Here is a 21,615-nt window from a genome sequence, read left to right on the forward strand (position 1 = left end):
GCCGAGATCTTCTGGGCGTTCCTGCTCGTGGGCTGCACCGCCTTCGGCGGCGCGCTGTACTGGGCGCAGCGGATGCTCGTCCGGCGGCGGCGCTGGCTCAGCCCCGAGGAGTTCGCCGACCTGCTCGCGCTGTGCCAATTTCTCCCCGGCCCAAACATCGTCAATCTCGCGACGGTGCTCGGCGAGGGCTACCGCGGCATCGCGGGCGCCGCGGCGGCGCTCGCCGGCCTGCTCGTCCTTCCGATGCTCATCGTCACCGCGATCGCGGCGCTCTACGCGCGGTTCGGAGGCCTCGCGCTCGTGCACGGGATCTTTTCCGGCGTCGCGGCGTCGGCGGCCGGGCTGGCGCTCGCGCTGGCCGGCCACGTCGCGCGGCCCGTGGTCTCCCGGCGTCCGGGGATCTCGCTGCCGATCATCGCCGCGGCGTTTGCCGCCGCCGGCCTGCTGCGCTGGCCGGTCGTCTGGACGCTGTTCGCGCTCGCGCCGGTCAGCATCATTCTCGCGTGGCGGCGGATGGCATGACGGCGGCCGGGACGCTCGCCGCGCTCGCCCGCGTGTTCGCCGGCGTCTCGCTGCTCGGGTTCGGCGGCATCAACTCCGTGCTGCCGGAAGTCCACCGCGAGGCGGTCGACGTCGCGCGCTGGATCACCGACCGGCAGTTCGCGGATCTCTACGCGCTCAGCCAGGCGGAGCCGGGACCCAACTCGTTTATCGCAACGCTGATCGGGTTCCAGGCGGCCGGCGCGGCCGGGGCCGCCGTCTCGACCGCGGCGATCTGCCTGCCGCCGGCGGTGCTCGCGTATCTGGTGGCGCGCGTGTGGGGCCGGATCCGCGGCTCCGCCTGGCAGCTCGCGATCCAATCCGGCCTGACGCCGGTGATGGTCGGGTTGATCCTGGCGAGCGCCTACATCCTGATCCGCGCGGCGGACCGCAGCGCCGCGGCGTTCGCGGTGACCGCCGCGACCGTGTGGCTCGCGTACGCGACGAACATCAATCCGCTCTGGGCGTTTGCGGCGGCCGGGCTCCTCGGCGCGGCCGGGGTGATCTAGGCGCCTCAGCCGCCGACACCTCGACGTCGGTTCCCGCGTCGTCCCGGACGAAGTCCCCCTTAGATCGCCGCGGTCCCCGGTGTCAGCGCGCCGGCCCGGTCGAGCAGACCGAGCGCGGCTAGGCCCTCATCGAATCCGCCGCGGAGAATGATTTCGGCCACCGCCTCGCCGGTGAGCGGCCCGAGCAGAATACCGTTTCGGTAGTGGGCGGTCGCGGCGATGAGGCCGCGGGACTCCGGAACAGGCCCGACGATCGGCACGAACGCCGGCGAGGCGGGCCGCAGGCCGGCGCGGGTTTCGAGCAGCGCGAGGGACGCGGCGCCGGGCACGAGGCGGTCCGCGCCCCTGATGCGCCCGGCGATCTCGCCGAGCGTCGGCCGCGTGTCGAACCCCGCGTCCTCCAGCGTGGCGCCGATGTAGACCTGCCCGCCGCGGCGCGGCACGAGCGAGGCGGCGGTGCCGTAGACCACGTGGCGCACGAACCCGGCCGGCGCCGCCGCGAGGAGCGACTGTCCTTTGACCGGGCGCACCAGCACCGGGCGCGGCAGCGCGCTCGAGAGCGGCCCCGACCACGCGCCGGCCGCGAGCACGACGTATCCGGCCGCGAGCGTGCCTTCGGGGGTGCGCACGCCTGTGACCTCGTCCCCGCGACGCTCGAAGCCGAGGACGGCGGTGTTCTCCCGGACGTCGGCGCCGCGAAGGGCGGCCGCGCGCCCCAACGCCGCGGCCATCAGATCGCCGCGCACCTGTCCCGCGGACGGAAGCCACAGCGCCCCGGCGAGGTCCGGCGCCAGGCCGGGTTCCAGCCGGCGCGCTTCGCCGATCTCGAGCCACGCGGCGTCGACGCCGGCGGCGCGCATCCACTCGCTCTTGGCGCGCAACTCATCGCGCTCCGCCGGTCCGTCGGCGACCCGCAGCGCTCCGCCCACACTGAACTCCACGTCCGTGCCCGTTTCTGCGCGGAGCCGCACCGCCACGCCGGCGTAGGCGGTCGAGGCCGCGAGGCAGAGATCGAACCACGCGTCGCGGGTCGCCGTCCGCAGCGACGGCCACACCATCCCCGCCGCGGCCCGCGGCGCTCCCTCGCCGATGCGGCCGCGCTCGAGCACCGTGACGGCCGCCCCGCGGCGCGCGAGGGTCTCCGCGACGGAGCAGCCGATCATGCCTCCGCCGATCACGACGACGTCCGGCGACCGCGGCATGGAGTCACATCTTACAGGACAATGCCGCGCTTCCTCCGTAGTGGCCGGTATGCACTTCGAACTCACCGTCGACCAGCGGCAGATCGTCGACGCGGTTCGCGCGCTCTGCCGGCAGTATCCTGACGCCTACTGGCGCGAGCTGGACCGTACCGGCGGCTATCCCGACGCCTTCGTCAAGGCGTTGACGCAGGGCGGCTGGCTGGCGGCGCTGATCCCGGAAGCCTACGGCGGCACCGGCCTCGGCATTACCGAAGCGTCCCTCGTCCTGGAAGAGGTCAACCGGTCCGGCGGCAACTCCGGCGCCTGCCACGCGCAGATGTACATCATGGGGACGCTCCTGCGGCACGGCGGCGAAGCCCAGAAGCAACGCTGGCTGCCGCGGATCGCGTCGGGGGAACTGCGCCTGCAGGCGTTTGGGGTGACGGAGCCCGCGGCTGGTTCCGAGACGACGAAGATTCAGACGACGGCGGTGCGCCGCGGCGACCGCTACGTCGTGAACGGGCAGAAAGTGTTCATCTCGCGCACCGAGCATTCGGATCTCATGCTGCTGCTCGCGCGAACGACGCCCTACGAGGAGCTGACCGATAAGACCCGGGGACTGTCCGTCTTCGTCGTCGATCTCAAGGAGGCGGTCGAGCGGGGGACGGTCCAGGTCAAGCCGATCCGCCTCATGATCAACCATCATTCGACCGAGCTCTTCATCAACGACCTCGAGGTGCCGGCGGAGAACCTGATCGGCGAAGAGGGGCTCGGTTTCCGCTACATCATCGACGGCTGGAACGCCGAACGCATCCTGATCGCCGCGGAGTCGATCGGCGACGGCCGGTGGTTCGTCGACCGCGCGGCGAAGTACGCGAAGGAGCGCGTCGTATTCGGCCGGCCGCTCGGCGCCAACCAAGGTGTGCAGTTTCCGCTCGCGCTCGCGCATGCCCACATCGAGGCGGCGAGCCTGGTGCGGTTCCAGGCGGCGTGGCTGTTCGACCACGGGCGGCGGTGCGGGGCCGAGGCGAACACGGCGAAACTGCTCGCCGCGAACGCGGCGTGGGAGGCGGCGAACGCGTGCCTGGACACGCACGGGGGGTTCGGGTTCGCCGCCGACTACGACATCGAGCGGAAGTTCCGGGAGACCCGCCTCTACACCACGGCGCCCGTCGCGAACAACCTTGTGCTCGCCTATCTCGGGCAGCACGTGCTCGGGCTGCCGAAGTCGTACTGAGCGCGATACACCACGGGGGCTCTGATGACCCGCACCACCGGCGAAGGGCGTTTCTTCGAAGACTTCGAGCCGGGCCAGATCTTCGAACACCCGTACGGGCGCACGATCACGGACACCGACAACGTATGGTTCACCAACCTGACGATGAACACGAACCCGGTGCACTTCGACTACCACTACGCGTCGAAGACCGAGTTCGGGAAGCCGCTCGTCAACAGCGCCTTCACGCTGGCGCTCGTGACCGGCCAGTCCGTCATCGACCTCAGCGAGAACGCCTTCGCAAACCTCGGTTGGGACAAGGTGACGTTGCCCGCGCCGGTGTTCGTCGGCGACACGCTGTACGCGGAGACCGAGGTGCTCGAGAAGCGCGAGTCGCGCTCGCGGCCGAACGTCGGCATCCTGAAATTCAAGACGCGCGGCTACAAGCAGGACGGGACGGTGGTGATCGAGTTTGAACGCACGATCCTGATCTACAAGCGCGGGAAGTCGCCTCGGCGCGAGCGGCCCCGCCCCAAGACGGCCACGTGACGGGCCCCCACGCCCCCCTGCCCGGCGGCGTGCTGCGGGGTATCCGCGTCCTCGACCTGACCCGCAATATCGCCGGGCCGTACTGCGCGATGATCCTCGGCGACCTCGGGGCCGAGGTGATCAAGATCGAGCGGCCCGGGGCGGGCGACGACACCCGCGAGTGGCGCCCGCCGGCCTGGAACGGCATCGCCACCACGTTTCTCGCCTTCAACCGGAACAAGAAGAGCGTGGCCGTCGATCTCGACCGCGACGAGGGGCGCGACGTGATCTTGCGGATGGCCCGGCGGAGCGACGTGCTGCTCGAGAGCTTCCGCCGCGGCAGCCTCGAACGGCGCGGGCTCGACTACGCGCGCGTCAGCGCCGAGAACCCGCGCATCGTCTACTGCACGATCACCGGCTTCGGCACCGTGGGGCCGCACCGGGACCGCCCGGGCTACGACCCGGTGGTCCAGGCGTACTCCGGCATCATGAGCATCACGGGGGAGCCCGGCGGGCGGCCGGTCCGCACGGGCCCGTCGATCGTCGACAACGGGACCGGCATGTGGGCGGCGCTCGGCGTCGTCTGTTCGCTGCTGTCGCGCGAGCATACCGGCCGCGGGGCGCACGTGGAGACGAGTTTGCTCGACACGGGCGTCACGTGGATCGGCTACTATCTGCTCGGATACCTCGCTACCGGGAAAGTGCCGAAGCCGGTCGGCACCACCGCGACGATGATCGCGCCGTACGAGAGCTTCGCGACCAAAGACAGTTATCTGCAGCTCGCGGCCGGCAACAACCGGATCTGGCTGAAGTTGTGCGACGTGCTCAACCTGCCGGAACTGCCGGCGGACCCGCGCTTCCGGACGAACGCGGACCGCGTGGCGCACCGCGACGCGCTGCACGAGATTCTGGAAGCGCGCTTTCGGACCGAAGGCGCGGCGCACTGGGAAGACGTGCTGCTCGCCCAGGGCGTACCGTGCAGCCGCGTGCGCAATCTCGCCGACGTTGCCGCCGATCCACAGGTTGCGGCGCTCGAACTGCTCGCCCCGGTGGCGCACTCGAAGATCCCGAACCTCCGGATGGTCGACTTCCCGGTGAAGATCGACGGCCGGCGCGCCGCCGCGCAGCTGCCCCCGCCGGCGGTCGGCGAACACACGGACGAGGTGCTCGGCGGGCTCGGCTATACCGCCGCGGAGATCGCCGCGCTGAGGGCGGCCGGGGTGGTCGGCTAGCGGGAAGCGCCGTCGGATCCTACATCCTGTCGCTGGCTTTGAAGTACCTCCTCGCGTAGGCGACCATCTCTCGGTCGGTTAGATGGTCGACCGTCTCGACGCCGGCCACCTTTGCGCGCAGGGGCTTGTCGCGGGTTTCGAGATACTGCACAAACTCCGTCTTGGCCGACGCCGGCCCCGCGATCAAGAGGCTGTCGGCGTCCGCGACGGAACGCGCGATCTGCTGAAAGAAGTGGGTCGCGTCCTGCGGGTGCTCGCGGGCCTCGCCCTGACCCTTGGAATGCCGGTGAATGACGTGTCGCGGAGAGAGGATCGTCGTCTCGTCGACGGGCTCCGGTTGCGGATGGCCGGGCGTCTCCGGCCGTACGTGGAAGACACGGGCCTCGGTGTGATCGAGCCAGACCGCGATGTGCGTTCGCATCACGTCGCCTCCGTCAGCCGGTCGCCCGGGCCGGGCGTCACGGCGCCGCCTTCCGCTTCTCGCGAACGGCCTGCCAGCAGTACCACGCCGCGACGGTCCGGTAGGGCCGGAACCGCTCGCCCCGCTCGTACAGCTGCTTCGGCGTGAGGAGCCCGCGCAGGCCGTAGGCGATCGAATAGCCCTGGCGCACGCCGTAATCGTCGACCGGCCACACGTCGAGCCGGCGCAGCTGGAAGATCAGAAACATCTCCGCGGTCCACCGCCCGATGCCCCGCACGACCGATAGGCGCGTGATGACTTCCTCGTCGGGGAGCCGGCCGATGCGGCGCAGCGGGACGGTCCCGTCGGCGGCCTTCCTTGCGAGGTCTCGAATGGATAACACCTTGCCGCGCGAGAGCCCGACCGATCGAAGCTTCCTCGGCGTGAGCGCCAGGACCGCCGCCGGGGAGGGGCCGCCGTCGAACAGGGCGACGAACCGGCTGTGGATCGCGCGCGCGGCCGCGCCGGCCAGTTGTTGGTGGAAGATGCTCTCCGCGAGCGCCCCGAAGTGGTCGGTGCCGGGCCTCGGCAGGCGGAACGGGCCGGTCCGCTTCATGAGCGCGCCCATCACCTTGTCGCGGCGCGCCACCGCCGCCGCGGCGGCGCCAAAGCGCGTTCGGGGTGGATCGGTGTTCATACGGTACCATCCATGATACGCCGAACGAGGGCGGCGCGACGCGGAATTCCTTCGACCGCCCGGTCGTACTATTTCTTGCCCCGGCCGCGCGGCACGCCGGGGACACGGGGCACGGGAGGGACGCGAACATGAATTCGGGCGGCGGGCTCGGCGGCATCCATCACGTCACCGCGATCGCGGGCGACCCGCAGCAGAACGTGGACTTCTACGCGGGGCTGCTCGGGCTGCGTCTCATCAAGCGGACCGTGAATTTCGACGACCCCGGCACCTATCATCTGTACTTCGGCGACGAAGCCGGCCACCCGGGCACGATCCTCACGTTCTTCCCGTGGCCGGGCGCACCGCGAGGCCGCCACGGCGCCGGGCAGGTGACCGCGGTGTCGTTCTCCGTCCCGCCCGGATCGCTCGCCTATTGGGAGGAGCGGCTCCGCGGCCGCGATGTCGCCTTCGAGGCCAAGGAGTCTCCGTTCGGCGAATCGATCCTCGAACTGCCGGATCCGGACGGGCTGCCGCTGGAACTGGTGGCGGATCCGCGCGCGGGACTCGGCCGCCCGTGGCCGGGTGCCGCGGTCCCGGCCGCGCAGGCGATCCGCGGATTTCACAGCGTTTCGTTGCTCGAGCACGAGCACACCGGCACCGAACGCATGCTGACCGAAGTCATGGGCCTGCAGTGCGCGCAGATCGTGGGCCATCGCCGGCGGTATGTTTTTGGAAACGGCGGAGCGGCGGCCTACGTGGACATCGTCGGCGCCCCGGACGCCTCGCCCGCGGTGGTGGCGGTCGGCACGGTGCACCACGTCGCGTGGCGGGTTGCGTCCGACGACGCCCAGGCGGCGTGGCGGCGACGCCTCCTGGAGGCGCGCGTCAACGTGACGCCGGTCCGCGACCGGCAGTATTTCCATTCGATCTACTACCACGAGCCGGGCGGGGTGCTGTTCGAGATCGCGACCGACCCGCCGGGGTTCGCGATCGACGAAACGCCGGGCACGCTCGGCACCACGCTGCGGCTGCCGCCGTGGCTCGAGCCTCGCCGCGCCGCCCTCGAGGAGCGTCTTCCGGTTCTACGTCTCCCCTCCGGCCGCGGGTAGCCGTCCTTCCGGTCCTCGACGTTCGTTCACCGCTTTATGCCGGGCCCGGCTCACCCGAGGTACAGCGCCTCCAGGCCGACGAGCCGCTCCGTGATCAGCACGACCAGCACCGCCATCGCGATGCTGATCGTGCCGGCGACGGCGAGCGTCGGATCGAATGAAAACCGGAGATAGTCGAACAGCTCGATCGGCAGCGGCACCGTGCCGACGCCGTGCAGCAACAGCGAGATGTTGAACTCGTCGTAGCTCGTCACGAACGCAAAGATCGCGCCCGAGATGACCGCCCCCTTGATCAGCGGGAGCGTGATCCGGCGGAACGTCACGAACGGTCCCGCGCCGAGATTGCGCGCCGCCTCTTCGAGGCTGCGGTCGAACCGGACGAGGACGGCGCTCACGATCAGCACGACGTACGGGATGCAGATGAGCGTGTGGCCGGCGACGAGCTGCCACAGCCCGCCCGACTTTCCCCATCCGACCGCGTAGAAGTAGATCAGCAGCGCGATTCCGGTGAGGATGCCCGGCACCGCGATCGGCGCGATCATCAAGAGGCGCATCGCCGTCCGGAACCGGCCGGAGAAGCGCACCAGCCACAGGCTCGCGGTGGTGCCGATCACTGTCGCGATCGCCGTGACGATCGCGGCCAGCTCGACGCTGAACTTGAACGACCGTACCATCGTGCGGCTGTGGGCGAACGCCTGGAACCAGCGCAGCGAAATCCCTTCCGGCGGAAAGCGCAGATACGTGCCCGCGTTGAGCGCGGCGATCACGACGATCACCACCGGGGCGAGCAGAAAGACGTAGAGCAGGATCGCCGCGAGAGCGAGCCAGCGCCGTTCGCCGGTCTTGACCACGGTCAGGCCGCCGGGTGGGCCGCGCGGCCGAGCACGCGGAGATAGGCCCACAGCACCGCGATCGTGATCGCGAAAAACAGGATCGCGAACGCGCTGCCGCCCGGCCAGTTGAACAGCTCCGTGATCGTGCGGATCACGAGGATCGGCACCGTCAGGACCTTGAAGCCGCCGAGCAGCGACGGGATGACGTAGGAGCTGATCGTCAGCACGAAGACGAGGATCGTGCCCGCGATCACGCCCGGCATGCTCAGCGGGAACGTGACCCGCCAGAAGGTGCGCCAGAAGCCCGCCCCGAGCGAGCGCGCCGCGAGCTCGACTTCCGGGTCGACCGCGCGGATCGGCCCGGCGATCGCGAGGACCATGAACGGGATGAAGACGTGGACCAGGCCGATCTCGACGCCGAGGTCGTTGTACATCAGCGGCAGCGCGTGCAGCCCGAGCGCCTGCAGCGCCTGGTTGATGAGGCCGGTGTCCTGGAGCAGGATCATCCAGCCGTACGTGCGGATCAGCACCCCGACGAGCAGCGGGGAAATGACGAGCGCCATGAGGAGGCTCTTGTAGGCGCGGCCGGCGCGGGCGAGATGGTAGGCGAGCGGGTATGAAACCGCGAGCGCAACGAGGGTCGTCAGGACGCCGATCTGCAGCGTGTGGAGGATCACCCCCCACGTGAACGCGTCGCCCGCGATGCGGCCGTAGTTGGCGAGCGTGAACACCCTCAAGTACGCGGCCGTCGGGCTCGGCGTCATCGTGCTGATCACCACAAGATTCAGGTAGGGGAGCACGAAGAACCCGAGGAGCAGCAGCGCGACCGGCGCCACCAGCAGGTGCCGGGAGGGGGTGCTCACGGAGACGCGGCCGCCTGGGCCGGCAGGGGCGTGTCGCCGGCGGGAACGGCCCAGGCGTCGGCCTCGGCAAACGAGACCGCGACGCGATCCCCGGGCCGAAGCCTCGAGGCGGCCCGTCCCTGCACGCGGAGGGTCACACCTCCGCCGAGGTCGATCCGGAAGTCGGTGATGGCTCCGAGAAACGTCCGTTCGGCCACGCGCCCCCGCAACCGGTTCGGCCCGTCCGGTTGGAGGCCGGCCGGTGCCGCCACCGCCTGTTCGAGCTCGATATGCTCCGGCCGCACGCTCAGCGCCGCGCGGGCCCCGGGCGCGAGTTCCGGCAGCCCGCGCCCCCGGATCCGGCCGGCCGGCGTCTCGACGTCCACCGTATCTCCGGTGCGAGCCGCGACCCGGCCGGGCAGCAGATTGGTGAGGCCGATGAACGCGGCGACGGCCGCGGATTTCGGCCGGTGATAGATCTCCTCCGGCGCGTCGAACTGCCGCAGCACGCCGTCCATCATCACCGCAACGCGGTCGGCGAGCACGAGCGCCTCGGCCTGATCGTGGGTGACGTACAGCGTCGTGATCCCGAACTCGCGCTGGAGCGACCGGATATAGAAGCGCATCTCTTCGCGCAGCTTCGCGTCCAGGTTGGCGAGCGGTTCGTCGAGCAGCAGGACGCTTGGATTGATCACGAGGGCCCGGGCGAGGGCGGTGCGCTGCTGTTGCCCGCCGGAGAGCTGGCGGGGGAAGCGGCCCCCGAGGCCGCCGAGCCCGACGCGGTCGAGGATCTCGGCCGCGCGCCGCGCGATCTCCGCCCGCGGCACCTGCCGCATCTCGAGGCCGAACGCGACGTTCTGCGCGACGGTGAGGTGCGGGAAGAGCGCGTAGTGTTGGAACACCATGCCGCAGTTCCGGCGCTCCGGCGCGACGCCGGTGACATCCCGGTCGTCGAGCAGAATCTGCCCCGCGGTCGGGGTTTCGAAGCCGGCGACCATCCGCAGGGTCGTCGTCTTGCCGCAGCCGGACGGTCCGAGCAGCGCGACGAGCTCGCCCGACGCCGCGTCGAGGGTCAGGCCGTCGACCGCGACGACGTCGCCGAAGCGCTTCGTCAGGCCGCGGAGGCGGATCTCAGCCAACGCCGGTGCCGACGAAGGGCCGCGTCGGCATGCGACGCGGCCCCCGTGATTTCGCGTTCGGCCGGCCGGTGCGCGCGCGGCTCAGCAGCTTTTCACCTGCCGGTTCCAGGCGTCCGTCATCTGATCGCGGGCGCCGGACGTGTTCAGCCACACGTAGTCCCACCGCGGGATCTTGCCGAGCTGGTCCTGAGTCACCGGGATCAGCGGCGCGACGCTCGCCGAGATCTTGACGTGGGGGTTGGCCGGCGTCCAGTAGAACTTCTCCGCCCATTTCTGCTGGATCGGCGGGCTGAGCCAGTAGTTGATGAAGGCGTAGCCGAGGTCCTTGGCCTTGCTGCCGGCGGTGACGTTCATGTCCTGCTCGAACATGCCGCAGTAGCCTTCCTTCGGCAGGACCCACGCCACCGGCAGACCCTTCGCCTTCATGAGCGCCCAGTCCGGCGAATCGATCAGGCCGACGTTGACCTCGCCCTGGGTCATCATGTTGAGCTCGGTGCCGCTGAAGTCCACCTGCCGCGCGGCGCACATGTTCTTGGCGACCCAGTCGACCGCGGGCTTCCAGTTCTTGTAGTCGCGGGTGAGGACTTGCGCCAGCTTCATGATGTGCTGCGGTTCGCCGGAGTTGCCGATCTGGAAGAAGCAGGTCTTGCTGCCGTACTTGCCGAGGTCGAGCCATGAGGAGGGCGGATTCTTCACCTGGTCCGTCCGGTAGGCGATGCCGAGCGGGCCGACGAGGCCGAGCACGCCGACGTCCTTCGGCTGGCGCAGTTCTTTGGGCACGAATTGAAGGTTCGGGACCTTGTCCGCCGGCAGAGGGGCGAAGTAGCCTTCCAACCGCAGCTGTGCGAGGTAGGTCTCGTTGGTGACGAAGACGTCGTACGGCGGATTCTTCGTGCCGGCGGCCCGCATCTTCGCGAACCAGTCCTTCGCGAGGCCGATCGCCAGCTCGACTTTCGCGCCGGTCAGCGCCTCGAACGCGGGGATGTGCTCGTCTTCCATGAACTGCTGCCACGTACCGCCGTAGCTCGTCACCACGAGCGTCTGGCCCTTGAAGGACTGCTGCGCGGCCACCCTGCCGGACTCGCCGAAGGCGCCGATCACCGCCGAGGCGGCGGCCGCGCCGATGCCGAGGGTGCCCAGTCCGCGGAATAGTTCGCGCCTCGTCAGAGTGCCGTCCAGCCAGCGCCCAACCGTCGCGCGCACGGCGGGATCGCGCAGCAGCTTGCCGGTGCTCATCCGTGGCCCCCTGGATGTGACCTCCCGGTAGGTACGACGCGGGCAAGGCCAAGGGTTCCACCCGCCCGGAACGCCCTCCTCTACGCGGGCCCCGGCCGCGTCGCGTGATCCCGCGCAGGTCTCCTCCGCGCCGCGGAGGTAGTCAATACTCATCCAGGCTGCGGAGGTGGGGATCGTGGCACCGCTCTTTCAGCGTATCGATCACATCGGCGTGATCGTCGCCGATCTGGGCGAGCAGAAGAAGTGGCTCGGTGAGATCTTCGGACTGCCCGTGATGCGCGAGATCAACCTCAGTAACAACACGCTGCATGCCGCGTTCTACGGCGTGTCCGGCGTCGACATCGAGGTGATCCAGCTCGACGATCCCGAGGTGCGCCGCAAGCGGCTCGGCGAGGGCGGGCACCGCGCCCGGATCGAGCACATCGCGGTCGAGGTGCGGAGCATTCCGGAGGTGCTGACGACGCTCGCGCCGCTCGGGGTCCGCACGACCGAGCCGGAGCCGCGGAAAATCGGCGACCGCCTGAACATCTGGACCGTGGCCGAGACGACGGGCGGCGTCTCCTATCAGTTCATTCAGCGGGTCTAGGAGCGGGCGATGGAAGATCTCGACGCGCTCAAGGACCGTGTCTGCGGGGAGATCGACGCCGCGCGCGACGAGTTCGTCGGCCTCAGCCGCCGGATCCACCAGAATCCCGAGCTCGGTCTACAAGAGCGGCAGGCGGCGGACTGGCTCGGGGCGCTCCTGCGCGAGGCCGGCTTCTCGGTCGAGCGCCCGATCGCGGGCATGGAGACCGCGTTTCGGGCCGAGGTGCGGGGGCGCGGCGCCCGGCCGCGCGTCGCGCTGATCGCGGAGTACGACGCCCTGGCAGGGCTCGGCCACGCGTGCGGCCACAACCTGATCTGTATGGCCAGCGTGGGCGCCGCCGTCGCGCTGCGCCGCGCGGTGCCGGCGTTGCCGGGCACCCTGACCGTCCTCGGGACGCCGGCCGAGGAGACCATGGGCGGCAAGATCCCCATGGTCGAGCAGGGGGCGTTCGAGGGCGTCGACGCGGCGATGATGTTTCACCCGTCGAGGAACAACTGGTGGACGCGCGGCGCGCTCGCGGCCCAGTCGCTCCTCGTGAAGTTCCACGGCAAGCCCGCGCACGCGGCGGCGATGCCGGAGAAAGGCATCAACGCGCTCAACGCCCTGCTCCTCACGTACCACGCGATCGACTCGCTCCGCCAGCACGTGCCGAGCGATGTCCGCATCCACGGGATCATCACGAAGGGCGGCGATGCGCCGAACGTCGTGCCCGCCTACGCCGAAGGCGACTTCCTCGTCCGCGCGGCCGCCCGCTCGACGATGGCCGACGTGCTGGCGAAGGTGAAGCGGTGCGCCGAGGGGGCCGCGGCGCAGACGGGCGCCAAGGTGGAGTTCGAGCAGGGCCTGGTCTACGCCGAGCGCTACAACAATCAGGCGCTCGCGGCGCTGTTCGCCGGCAACATGGGCCGGATCGGGATCGCGGGGGAGCAGCCACCGAGCGAAGGCGGCGTCGGCTCGTCGGATATCGGGAACGTCAGCATGGCGTGCCCGACGATCCACCCGTACCTCAAGATCGCCGACGGCGTCTCCGGGCACACGGTCGAATTCCGGGAAGCCGCGGCGTCCCCGCGGGGCTACGAGGCGATGCTGGCCGCGGCGAAGGGCCTCGCCATGACCTCGCTCGACGTGTTGTACCGGCCCGAGGCGGTCAAGGCGATGTGGGATGAGTTCAAGGCGACGGTCCCCCCCGGCGGGGACCGGCCCGCGTAGGAGGGAGCCGATGCGATATCCCTGGCCCGAGGGTTGCGACTGCGCGGTCGCGCTGAGCTTCGACGTCGACGCCGAGTCGGCCCTGATCTTTCGCGAGCCGGAGCGCGCCGCGCGCTCGCTCGCGGCGAACGAGGAGCGCCGGTTCGGCGTCCGAACGGGCGTGGCGCGGATTCTGCGCCTCCTCGAGCGCTACGGGATGCGCGGGACCTTCTACGTTCCGGGCTGGACGATCGCGCACCACGCGGAGGCGATCCGGCCGATCCGCGACGCCGGGCACGAGCTCGCCGCCCACGGCAACGTGCACGAGTCGCTCGATACGCTGAGCGCCGGCGAAGAGGCGGGGGTCCTCGAGGCCCAGCTCGACATCTGGAAGTCGTACCTCGACCTCCGGCCCACGGGCTACCGGTCGCCGTCGTGGGAGCTCAACGCGGGCACCCCGGCGCTGCTCAAGTCGCGCGGCTTCGTCTACGACAGCTCGCTCATGGGTGACGACGTCCCGTACGGGCTGACGACGCCGTCCGGGCCGCTCGTCGAGGTGCCGGTGCAGTGGCTCCTCGACGACGCGCCGATGTACCGGCACGTCTACGGGGCGAGCAATCAGATCTCCGACCCGGACCGCGTGATCCGGATGTGGGCGCAGGAGTTCGACGGGATGCGCCGGGAGAACGGCTGCTTCGTGCTCACGATGCACCCGTGGATCTCGGGCCGCGCCGGGCGGCTGCTCGGGCTCGAGCAGCTGATCCAGCACATGCGGCGTGTCCCGGGCGTCTGGTTCGCGACGGTCGCCGAGATCGCCGCGTGGGCCGCCAAACAGGAGTCGCGGGTGATCGATCCCGAGAGAGGCACGACGCGACCCTAGCGTCGTGACAGCAGCGGCGCCGCGCGCCGACCGTCATCCCGAGCACGATCGTCTCGTGCCGGAGGTCCGAAGCTGGTATAGGACCTCGGATCCGCGCACCGGATACCACGTGGAACGCCGCCGGTACGGCTTCTACGGCCGGGCCGGCCGTGAGCGGTTCGACCGGGTCACCGTCACCGATCTGGCGGCCGCGGACGCCGCGCGGTTCGTGCGAGACCTCCGCGAGTACTTCGACGGCGCGCCGGTCCGCATCGTCGTGGACGATCCCGCCGCCGGCCGCGAGATCGGGAGCGCGCTCCTCGCCGCCGGCTGCACCGCGGACCACGCGCTCGCCTACCTGGCCCACGTCGGCGCCGTGCCCGCGCCTCCGGACGTTCCGGGCATGAGCGTCGAGGCGGTCACCGAGGAAACGCTCCGCGAATTCGTGACTGCCCGGATCAAGGGCTTCGCCGACAGCGAGGACGAGCCACCGGCCGCGCAGGTGGATGCGGAAGCCGCCCGCCGGCGCGTGGTGCTCGGCGCGGGCTCGCATTTCTTCATCGCTCGGATCGGGGGCACGGCCGCGAGCGTCGTGGGCTGGCGGGAGGGCCGAGACCGTTTCGTCTTTCAGCTGGCTACGCGTGTGCCTTTCCGCGGACGCGGGATCGCGACCGCGCTCCTGTGTGGAATCCTGACGGATGCCTATGCGGGCGGGTGCGCGTCCGTGGTCATCAACGCCGACCCCGAGGATCTAGCGATCCATCTCTACCGGCGGCTCGGTTTTGTCGATGAAGTCTATCGTCAGCAGCGCTATACGTTCCGAGGCTGAATCAGCCGATCTCCACCACCATTTCGATCTCGACCGCGATGCTGAAGGGCAGGGAGCCCATGCCGACCGCGGAGCGCGCGTGGCGGCCCCGCTCGCCGAAGATCGCGACCAGCAGGTCGGAGGCGCCGTCGATCACCTGCGGCTGCTCCGTGAACTCCGGGGTGCCGTTCACCATGCCGAGCAGCTTGACGACGCGCCGCACCCGGTCGAGGCTCCCGATCGCCGCCTTGAGCGACGCGAGGCAGTTGAGCATGACGAGCCGCGCGGCGTCCCGGCCTTGGGCGGTCGTGAACTCGCGCCCCAGTTTCCCGCGGTAGATCAGCTCGCCGTCCTGGACCGGGCCGTGCCCGGAGACAAAGACGAGGTTGCCGGCGACGACCGCGCCCACGTAGTTCGCCACCGCGCGCGGCGCGGGGGGCAGGGCGAGGTCCATCCCGGCGAGCGCCCGTTCCACCCGACCGGCGGTGGCTTTCGCGGCGGACGCCGAGCGTGCTCGCGACGCGCGCTTGCGTGCCCGGGGCATGATGAACCTCCGATGCGTTTGGACGTCAGACCTCGAGCGCGAGATGGCTCGCGATGTAGGGCGCGACGATCTCGGCCCGCTCTTCGGCGAACATGTGCGAGCCCCCCGGGACGACGATCAGCGTCGACCGCGGGAGCAGGCCGGCGAGGTACTCGCCGGCGGCGACCGGGCTGATCGGATCGTTGTCTCCCCACAAGAGCAGCGTGGGGGCCGTGATCGTCCGGATGCGCTCGCTGAAATCGTCCCCGTGCTTCAGCAGCGACGCCGCGGCGGCCTGCGGGTGCTCCCGCCGGTAGGGCGGCCGCCAGTCTTCGGCGCCGAAGCGCGACAGGTCGATCCCGCCCGACGTCGCGGTCAGGACCAGACGGCGGACCATCGCCGGACGGTCGAGCGCGGCGCGGATCGCGACGGCGCCGCCCATCGACTGCGCGACAAGGTCGGCCGGCCGGTCCATGCGATCGAGCACGAGCGCGACGAGATCGTCGAACGACGACACGCGCGGGTCCGGCGGCACCGTCCCATGGCCGGGCCATTCCAGGAAGACCCGCTCGTAGTGCGCGGGGAGGAGGTCCGCGACCGGGCGCCAGAACGTCCGCTTCCCGCCCGCTCCCGGCAGAAACAGGATCCGGCGCGCCACCTCAGTGCGCGAGGTAGCCTCCGTCTACCGGGAGGGTCACGCCCGTGATCCCCGAGGCGGCCGGGGACGCCAGGTACAGCACCGTCCTGGCGACCTCGTCGACGTCGAGCACGCGCCCGAGCGGAATGCGGCCGATGATCTGCGAGCGGATGTCCGGATTGCGCAGCACCTCGGCCGTCATGTCCGTCTCGACGAACGTCGGCGCCACGGCGTTCACGCGGATGCCCCGCGGCGCCCACTCCACCGCGAGCTGTTTGGTGAGGGTCGCGACCCCGCCCTTGCTCGCGCAGTAGGTGGCGCGGTTCGGCAGCGCGACGAAGCTCATCGTCGAGCCGACGTTCACGATCGCGCCGCCGCCGGCCGCCGGCATGGCGCGCGCGGCCGCCTGGGCGCAGAAGAACACGGCCTTCAGGTTGGTGTCGAGGACCTCGTCCCACTCGGCCTCGCTCACGTCGAGCGCCGGGGTCCGGTGATTGATGCCGGCGTTGTTCACCAGCACGTCGAGGCGGCCGTAGGCGGAGACCGCGCGGTCGACGATCCGCCGGCACGCCTGCGCCTCGCGCACGTCCGCGGCCACCGTGACGCACCGGCGGCCCAGCCGCTCGATCGCCGCGTGCGCCGCGTCGAGCGCCTTCGCGTCGCGTCCCGCGAGCACGAGGTCCGCGCCGGCGCGCGCGAAGCGCTCCGCGATGCCGCGCCCGATGCCTTTGCCGCCGCCGGTCACGACCGCCGCCTTCCCGTCAAGACGAATCTCGTCCATGACGCCCCCCCCCAATGAATCGGCCCCGCCGGGCTACCGGTAGAGCCGCGGATCGAGCGCGTCCCGAAGGCCGTCCCCGAGAAAGTTGAAGCCGAGAATCGTCACGAAGATCGCCGCGATCGGGAAAAACGCCTGGTGCGGCGCGATGTCCAGGTAGTTGCGCGCGGCGAGGACCATCGCACCCCATTCCGGCGTGGGCGGCTGCGCGCCGAGGCCGAGGAACGACAGCGCCGCCGCGAACAGGATCGCCGACGCCATGCCGAGCGTCGCCGTGACGATGATCTCCGACGAGACGTTCGGCAGGACGTACCGCACGAGCAGCCGGGCGTCGCGCACGCCGACCGCGCGCGCCGCGTCGACGTATTCGTTGGAGCCGACGCGCAGCACCGCGCTGCGCACGATCCGCACGAAGCCGGGGATCGTCGCGATGCCGACGGCGATCATCGCGTTCTCGAGGCTGGGGCCGAGCGCGCCGACGATCGCGATCGCCAGCAGCAGGCCGGGAAACGCCAGCAGCACGTCGATCACGCGCATGATCGGATTGTCGAGCCGGCGGTAGAAGCCGGCGAGCAGCCCGAGCGTGATGCCGAAGGCCGCGGCGATGCCGACGGAGATCAGGCCGATGCTGAGCGAGATGCGGCTGCCGTAGACGATCTGGCTGAAGATGTCGCGGCCGAGATTGTCCGTCCCGAACGGGTGGGCGTGCGATGGGCGGCCGAAGCGCGCCAGGATGTCCGGCTGCGTCGGATCGGCGACCGCAAGAAATGGGGCGGCGGCGACGGTGAACAGGAGCACCGCGACGATGGCGCCGCCGATGCGCACCTGCCACGATTTGCCGAGGCGCCGCCGGAGCGTGGCCCGCCGCGAGCGCGGCGCCGGAACGCCCGCGCGGCCGTCGGCCGGGGCCGCGCCCAGACCCGTTTCGCGCGCCGTCGCCACTAGCCGTACCTGATCCGCGGGTCGGCCGCGGCGTAGCCGATATCGACCAGGATGTTCGTCAGGACGAACGTCACGGCGAACAACAGCACGCCGCCCTGCACGATCGGGAAATCGCGCCCGAGAATCGCCTGCACGACCAGCCGTCCCATCCCCGGCAGCGAAAAGATCGACTCCGTGATGAACGCGCCGGTCAGGAGGCCCCCGAACTGCAGCCCGATGATCGTGATGACCGGCAGCAGCGCGTTGCGGAAGGCGTGGCGGACGACGACCGCCGCCTCGCGCACGCCCTTCGCGCGGGCGCTCCGGACGTAGTCTTGATGAAGCACTTCGAGCATGGAGGACCGCGTGAGGCGCGTCAGCAGCGGAATCACCCCGCTGCTCACCGTGATCGCGGGGAGCGCGATGTGCCGCCACCCCTCCAGGGTCCGCAGCGATTCGTAGCCCGTCAACGGGAGCCACCGGAGGTGAACCGCGAACACGTAGAGCAGGACGAGGCCGATCGCGAACACCGGCATCGCGTTGCCGGCCAGCACGACGAAGATCGTCGAGATGTCGAGCAGCGAGTTGCGGCGGTACGCGGCCAGGATGCCCATCGGTACGCTGACGAGGGTGGTCCACACGACACCGACCGTCGCCAGGCCGAGCGTGACCGGGAACGTGTCCAGCAGCCGTTCCAGCACGGGTTCGCGGGATCGGATCGACCGGCCGAAGTCTCCCCGGGCCATCCGCCCGACGTAGCGGCCGTACTGCACGTAGAGCGGTTGGTCGAGGCCGAGCGTACGCTCGATGTCGCGCACGACCGACGGCGGCGCGTCGGGCCCCGCCACGACGAGCGCGGGATTGCCGGGCGTGAGGTGCAGGATCAGGAAGACCAGCACCGACACGCCCAGCAGCACGGGCACCGCCTGCACGAGGCGCCCCGCGATGTACGAGGCCACCGCCGCCTCCGCGACCGCCGGTGCCCGAGGCGGCTACTTCAGATCGAGATCGAGCATCTTGTAGAGCACGTTGGCGGAGTACATCTTCGGCACGGACAACCGCTTCGACGCGACGACGACCCGCTTCTGGTGGACGAGCGGGATCCAGACCGCGTTGCCGACCACGATCTGCTGCAGCTTCTGGTAGGCCGTCATGCGCTCGCCCTCGTTGGTGCTCGAGCGGCTGAGGTCGAGCAGACGGTCCGTCTCCGCGTCCGCCCAGTCGAACCGGTTGGGGGCCGGCCGCTGCGTGCTCTTGAAGTAGAAGTAGAGGACGTCCGGCGTCGTGTAGCGCACGTTGATCAGGAACATGTCGTGCTGGCCCGCGCGCAGCGCGGCCAGGAACGCGGTCCATTCCATCTGCTGCGGCCGCACGTTGATGCCGATGCCGGACAGTTCGGCTTGGACGAGCGGTACGACGTCGTCAAACGCCGCGCCGGGCGTCCAGAGGAACAGCAGCGAGAGCGGCTGCCCGTTCTTCGTTCGCGCGGCGCCGGGCCGCGCCTGGGTCCAGCCGTCCTCGTCGAGCATTCGCTTTGCGGTGCTCGGGTTGTAGTGGTAGGCGATGTTCTTGACGCCGCTCCAGTATCCCGGAGTGCCCGGGGACAGCGGCCCGAAGGCCTCTTCGGCCAGGCCGTAGTAGGCTCCCTGAATGATTTCCTGCCGGTTGACGCCGTAGTTGATCGCCTGGCGCACCTTGAGATCGTCGAGCGGCTTGTGGCCCAGCTTGAAGCCGATGAACGCGGTGTTGAGGTCCGCGTAGCGAATGACCTGCAGCTTGCCCTCGCGGGTCAGCCGCTCCACCGCCTGCCCGGGGACGGTGGCGTCGAACTGCGCGTCGCCGACCTGGACGGCGGCGAGGCGCGGCGCGTCTTCCGTGATCACCTTCATCACGATGGTGCCGAGGTGCGCGGGCCCGTGATTCTGAAAGACCGGCGGGCCCCAGTTGTAATTGGGATTGCGCGCGACGACGAGGCGGTCGTTGCGGACCCACTCCCGCAGAATGAACGGGCCGCTGCCGTCCACCTTGCCGACGGCGGTGCCGTAACCGTCCCCGGCGCTGTTCACGGCCGCCGAGTTGAGGATGCTCGACGAATAGTCGGAAAGATTGACGAGCAGGATCGACAGGGGATCCTTCAAGTGCAGCACGACCGTCTGCGGGTTGGGCGCGTCCACGCTCTCGATCGGCGAGATGTTGAACGCCGTCGGGGAGCCCTTGAGCGAGCGCCAGCGGTCGAGCGTGAACTTCACGTCGGCCGACGTCAGCGGTTTGCCGGACGCGAAGCGGACGCCCTGCCTGAGCGTGAAGGTGTACGTCTTGCCGTCCGGTGCGATCGTCCATTTTTCGGCCAGCCCCGGCTTCACGGTGTTATCCGCGTCGAGCGACGTCAGCGTATCGTAGAGCAGGAAGTCGACCTCCGCCGACGACACCGCGGTCGTCCGCTCGGGGTCCAGCGTTTCGGTTTCCTGCGACCGCGCGATCGTGAACGTCGGTCCGGCGCCGGGCGCCCCGAGCGCGAGCGCGGGCATGGCGGCCAGGACGAGCGCGACGAAGGCGCAGACGAGCCAGCGGCCGATCGGACGCATCAAGATTCCCCCTCCCCGACCTGATGCAGGCGCCGCTCAGGTTCGGCGGGCTGCAAGAGGCTCCCTTCGGCGCGGCCGGCGCGGGCGTGTCACAGGTGTGTATCTCGCGGCGGCGCGCGGCCGGCAGGCAGTTGGGTCGCGGCTCCAGAACCTAGCCTCATGACGCCTCCTCTCTCCGAACTGCGCATCGCCGTGCTCGGCGCCGGTCGCTGGGCGGCCGGCGCCCACATTCCCGGCTGGAAGCGCGACCCGCGCTGCCGCGTCGTGGCGGTGTGCGATGTCGAGGCCGACCGCGCGGAAGCGTGCGCCCGCGAGTTCGCAATCCCGACCGCGACGACCGACTGGCATGCGACCGTGGCGCGGACCGACGTCGACATCGTGGACGTGGTGACCCCGTCGCACACTCACCACGAGCTCGCGGTTGCGGCGATCGAGGCCGGCAAGCACGTTCTCTGCGAAAAGCCGGTCGCCTACGACTTCCGGGACACGATGCGCGCGGCGGAGCTCGCGAAGCGGAAGGGCCTCAAGACGAAGCTCGGCTTTACCTTTCGGTACAGCCCCGGCGTGCAGTATGCACGGTTGCTGATGGACGAGGGCTTTGTCGGGACCCCGTTCATCTTCAACGGCTACGAGCAGAACTCGCAATGGCTCAACCCGGCGACGCCGCTGCGGCAGGTCGATCCCACCTGGGATCCGGCCGTCCTGCACGTGTCATCGGTCGAGGGATACGGCGCGCCGATCATCGACATCGGCCAGTGGTGGGTCGGCGCGGGCTACGACCGCGTCGTCGGGACGATGCGCAACTTCATCCCGGAGCGGATGGTCCGCGCAACCGGCCGGGTGATGCGGATGAACATCGACGACGGCGACGTCTTCATCGGCGAGTACGCGAACGGGGCGATCGGCTCGATCCAGACCGGCTACGTGACGATCGGCAACTATCCGGGCGTGGAAGCCCGGATCTACGGCCGGGAGGGGGCGATCATCTGCCGGCTGGTCGAGGAGAACGGCATCGCGGAGACGATCCGGATCGCCACGCCGGACCGGGTGGAGTTCCGCGAGGTCGAAGTCCCCAAACACTTCTACCCGGCCGGGGGGCACCCGCGCGAATCGTGGCGCACGCTGTTCTACGCGAACCTGATCCGCAACTTCATCGACGAGATCGTCGCGGGCGGCGAGACGAACCAGGGCAACTTCTTCGACGGCGCCCGCGTCCAGGAAGTGATCAACGCGGTCGCCCTGTCGGTGCGCGAGCGCCGGTGGGTCGACCTGCCGCTCCCGCGCTAGGC

General features: G+C 70.2%; 24 protein-coding genes. 11 read left to right on the forward strand and 13 right to left on the reverse strand.

From position 1 onward, the window contains the following. Positions 1-6 precede the first annotated feature (6 nt). Both VFL28_06115 and VFL28_06120 read left to right on the forward strand, forming a co-directional pair. Positions 7-522 (forward strand): chromate transporter, encoded by a 516-nt coding sequence (locus VFL28_06115; protein HET7264226.1) that lies wholly within the window; start codon positions 7-9, stop codon positions 520-522. Next, the gene (locus VFL28_06120; protein HET7264227.1) at positions 519-1,049 is read left to right on the forward strand and encodes a chromate transporter; all 531 of its coding nucleotides are present in this window, start codon (positions 519-521) and stop codon (positions 1,047-1,049) included. Before VFL28_06115 ends, VFL28_06120 begins: the two co-directional genes overlap by 4 nt. A gap of 59 nt (positions 1,050-1,108) precedes the next feature. Here VFL28_06120 and thiO read toward each other — a convergent pair whose 3' ends face one another. Beyond that, entirely contained in the window at positions 1,109-2,251 is a 1,143-nt protein-coding gene (gene thiO / locus VFL28_06125; protein ID HET7264228.1) for a glycine oxidase ThiO, read from the reverse strand. 49 nt (positions 2,252-2,300) lie between these two features. On the opposite strand from thiO, the gene VFL28_06130 reads away from it, so the two are divergent. The 3 genes from VFL28_06130 to VFL28_06140 are packed head-to-tail and all read left to right on the forward strand — an operon-like array spanning position 2,301 to position 5,206. After that, positions 2,301-3,467 (forward strand): acyl-CoA dehydrogenase family protein, encoded by a 1,167-nt coding sequence (locus tag VFL28_06130; GenBank protein HET7264229.1) that lies wholly within the window; start codon positions 2,301-2,303, stop codon positions 3,465-3,467. A gap of 24 nt (positions 3,468-3,491) precedes the next feature. After that, positions 3,492-3,995, forward strand: coding sequence for a MaoC family dehydratase (locus VFL28_06135; protein HET7264230.1), 504 nt, complete (start codon positions 3,492-3,494; stop codon positions 3,993-3,995). Further along, positions 3,992-5,206 (forward strand): CoA transferase, encoded by a 1,215-nt coding sequence (locus VFL28_06140; protein ID HET7264231.1) that lies wholly within the window; start codon positions 3,992-3,994, stop codon positions 5,204-5,206. Before VFL28_06135 ends, VFL28_06140 begins: the two co-directional genes overlap by 4 nt. A 19-nt stretch (positions 5,207-5,225) precedes the next feature. Here VFL28_06140 and VFL28_06145 read toward each other — a convergent pair whose 3' ends face one another. Continuing rightward, positions 5,226-5,627: a translational machinery protein gene (locus tag VFL28_06145; GenBank protein HET7264232.1), complete on the reverse strand. Its 402-nt coding sequence runs from the start codon at positions 5,625-5,627 to the stop codon at positions 5,226-5,228. A gap of 37 nt (positions 5,628-5,664) precedes the next feature. Then, positions 5,665-6,303: a DNA-3-methyladenine glycosylase 2 family protein gene (locus tag VFL28_06150; protein ID HET7264233.1), complete on the reverse strand. Its 639-nt coding sequence runs from the start codon at positions 6,301-6,303 to the stop codon at positions 5,665-5,667. Between the two features lie 128 nt (positions 6,304-6,431). Between VFL28_06150 and VFL28_06155 the strand changes: the two genes are divergently transcribed. Then, positions 6,432-7,391: a ring-cleaving dioxygenase gene (locus tag VFL28_06155; GenBank protein ID HET7264234.1), complete on the forward strand. Its 960-nt coding sequence runs from the start codon at positions 6,432-6,434 to the stop codon at positions 7,389-7,391. Positions 7,392-7,441: 50 nt separating this feature from the next. Here the strand turns inward: VFL28_06155 and VFL28_06160 are convergent, their stop codons facing one another. From VFL28_06160 to VFL28_06175, 4 genes are all read right to left on the reverse strand, one after another. Then, positions 7,442-8,242, reverse strand: coding sequence for an ABC transporter permease (locus VFL28_06160; GenBank protein HET7264235.1), 801 nt, complete (start codon positions 8,240-8,242; stop codon positions 7,442-7,444). A gap of 2 nt (positions 8,243-8,244) precedes the next feature. Then, entirely contained in the window at positions 8,245-9,087 is an 843-nt protein-coding gene (locus VFL28_06165; GenBank protein HET7264236.1) for an ABC transporter permease, read from the reverse strand. Further along, on the reverse strand, positions 9,084-10,205 hold the full coding sequence (locus VFL28_06170; protein ID HET7264237.1) for an ABC transporter ATP-binding protein: 1,122 nt from the start codon (positions 10,203-10,205) through the stop codon (positions 9,084-9,086). The genes VFL28_06165 and VFL28_06170 overlap by 4 nt, the downstream gene beginning before the upstream one ends. A gap of 81 nt (positions 10,206-10,286) precedes the next feature. Further along, complete coding sequence (locus VFL28_06175) at positions 10,287-11,441, reverse strand: extracellular solute-binding protein (protein ID HET7264238.1); 1,155 nt, start codon at positions 11,439-11,441, stop codon at positions 10,287-10,289. A gap of 175 nt (positions 11,442-11,616) precedes the next feature. On the opposite strand from VFL28_06175, the gene VFL28_06180 reads away from it, so the two are divergent. From VFL28_06180 to VFL28_06195, 4 genes are all read left to right on the forward strand, one after another. After that, a complete protein-coding gene (locus tag VFL28_06180; GenBank protein ID HET7264239.1) occupies positions 11,617-12,027 on the forward strand; it encodes a VOC family protein in 411 nt (136 codons plus the stop codon). Between the two features lie 9 nt (positions 12,028-12,036). Continuing rightward, positions 12,037-13,236, forward strand: coding sequence for a M20 family metallopeptidase (locus VFL28_06185; GenBank protein ID HET7264240.1), 1,200 nt, complete (start codon positions 12,037-12,039; stop codon positions 13,234-13,236). Positions 13,237-13,246: 10 nt separating this feature from the next. Beyond that, positions 13,247-14,095, forward strand: coding sequence for a polysaccharide deacetylase (locus tag VFL28_06190; GenBank protein ID HET7264241.1), 849 nt, complete (start codon positions 13,247-13,249; stop codon positions 14,093-14,095). 109 nt (positions 14,096-14,204) lie between these two features. Beyond that, on the forward strand, positions 14,205-14,903 hold the full coding sequence (locus VFL28_06195) for a GNAT family N-acetyltransferase (GenBank protein HET7264242.1): 699 nt from the start codon (positions 14,205-14,207) through the stop codon (positions 14,901-14,903). Position 14,904: 1 nt separating this feature from the next. On the opposite strand, the gene VFL28_06200 is transcribed toward VFL28_06195, so the two are convergent. Genes VFL28_06200 through VFL28_06225 form a run of 6 tightly spaced genes read right to left on the reverse strand, consistent with a single transcriptional unit; the run spans position 14,905 to position 20,326 of the window. Next, the gene (locus VFL28_06200; protein HET7264243.1) at positions 14,905-15,426 is read right to left on the reverse strand and encodes a RidA family protein; all 522 of its coding nucleotides are present in this window, start codon (positions 15,424-15,426) and stop codon (positions 14,905-14,907) included. A 25-nt stretch (positions 15,427-15,451) separates the two neighbouring features. Further along, positions 15,452-16,063 carry an alpha/beta fold hydrolase gene (locus VFL28_06205; GenBank protein HET7264244.1) on the reverse strand — a complete coding sequence of 204 codons (612 nt, stop codon included), beginning with the start codon at positions 16,061-16,063 and terminating at the stop codon, positions 15,452-15,454. A 1-nt stretch (position 16,064) separates the two neighbouring features. Beyond that, complete coding sequence (locus VFL28_06210) at positions 16,065-16,823, reverse strand: glucose 1-dehydrogenase (protein HET7264245.1); 759 nt, start codon at positions 16,821-16,823, stop codon at positions 16,065-16,067. Positions 16,824-16,856: 33 nt separating this feature from the next. After that, positions 16,857-17,762, reverse strand: a complete 906-nt coding sequence (locus tag VFL28_06215; protein ID HET7264246.1) for an ABC transporter permease — start codon at positions 17,760-17,762, stop codon at positions 16,857-16,859. Next, entirely contained in the window at positions 17,762-18,700 is a 939-nt protein-coding gene (locus VFL28_06220; protein HET7264247.1) for an ABC transporter permease, read from the reverse strand. Before VFL28_06220 ends, VFL28_06215 begins: the two co-directional genes overlap by 1 nt. 33 nt (positions 18,701-18,733) lie before the next feature. Next, the gene (locus VFL28_06225; protein HET7264248.1) at positions 18,734-20,326 is read right to left on the reverse strand and encodes an ABC transporter substrate-binding protein; all 1,593 of its coding nucleotides are present in this window, start codon (positions 20,324-20,326) and stop codon (positions 18,734-18,736) included. Between the two features lie 159 nt (positions 20,327-20,485). Here VFL28_06225 and VFL28_06230 point away from each other — a divergent pair, with 159 nt between their 5' ends. Continuing rightward, positions 20,486-21,613 (forward strand): Gfo/Idh/MocA family oxidoreductase, encoded by a 1,128-nt coding sequence (locus VFL28_06230; GenBank protein HET7264249.1) that lies wholly within the window; start codon positions 20,486-20,488, stop codon positions 21,611-21,613. Positions 21,614-21,615 lie beyond the last annotated feature (2 nt).

It is taken from the genome of bacterium (genome assembly GCA_035691305.1).
GTDB lineage: Bacteria > Sysuimicrobiota > Sysuimicrobiia > Sysuimicrobiales > Segetimicrobiaceae > DASSJF01.

What these genes read in the sequence shown, in the direction of transcription:
- VFL28_06120 (HET7264227.1), top strand. Translation starts at nt 519, where the DNA reads ATGACGGCGGCCGGGACGCTCGCCGCGCTCGCCCGCGTGTTCGCCGGC.
- thiO (HET7264228.1), bottom strand. Translation starts at nt 2,251, where the DNA reads ATGCCGCGGTCGCCGGACGTCGTCGTGATCGGCGGAGGCATGATCGGC.
- VFL28_06130 (HET7264229.1), top strand. Translation starts at nt 2,301, where the DNA reads ATGCACTTCGAACTCACCGTCGACCAGCGGCAGATCGTCGACGCGGTT.
- VFL28_06135 (HET7264230.1), top strand. Translation starts at nt 3,492, where the DNA reads ATGACCCGCACCACCGGCGAAGGGCGTTTCTTCGAAGACTTCGAGCCG.
- VFL28_06145 (HET7264232.1), bottom strand. Translation starts at nt 5,627, where the DNA reads ATGCGAACGCACATCGCGGTCTGGCTCGATCACACCGAGGCCCGTGTC.
- VFL28_06150 (HET7264233.1), bottom strand. Translation starts at nt 6,303, where the DNA reads ATGAACACCGATCCACCCCGAACGCGCTTTGGCGCCGCCGCGGCGGCG.
- VFL28_06155 (HET7264234.1), top strand. Translation starts at nt 6,432, where the DNA reads ATGAATTCGGGCGGCGGGCTCGGCGGCATCCATCACGTCACCGCGATC.
- VFL28_06175 (HET7264238.1), bottom strand. Translation starts at nt 11,441, where the DNA reads ATGAGCACCGGCAAGCTGCTGCGCGATCCCGCCGTGCGCGCGACGGTT.
- VFL28_06185 (HET7264240.1), top strand. Translation starts at nt 12,037, where the DNA reads ATGGAAGATCTCGACGCGCTCAAGGACCGTGTCTGCGGGGAGATCGAC.
- VFL28_06190 (HET7264241.1), top strand. Translation starts at nt 13,247, where the DNA reads ATGCGATATCCCTGGCCCGAGGGTTGCGACTGCGCGGTCGCGCTGAGC.
- VFL28_06200 (HET7264243.1), bottom strand. Translation starts at nt 15,426, where the DNA reads ATGCCCCGGGCACGCAAGCGCGCGTCGCGAGCACGCTCGGCGTCCGCC.
- VFL28_06210 (HET7264245.1), bottom strand. Translation starts at nt 16,823, where the DNA reads ATGGACGAGATTCGTCTTGACGGGAAGGCGGCGGTCGTGACCGGCGGC.
- VFL28_06225 (HET7264248.1), bottom strand. Translation starts at nt 20,326, where the DNA reads ATGCGTCCGATCGGCCGCTGGCTCGTCTGCGCCTTCGTCGCGCTCGTC.
- VFL28_06230 (HET7264249.1), top strand. Translation starts at nt 20,486, where the DNA reads ATGACGCCTCCTCTCTCCGAACTGCGCATCGCCGTGCTCGGCGCCGGT.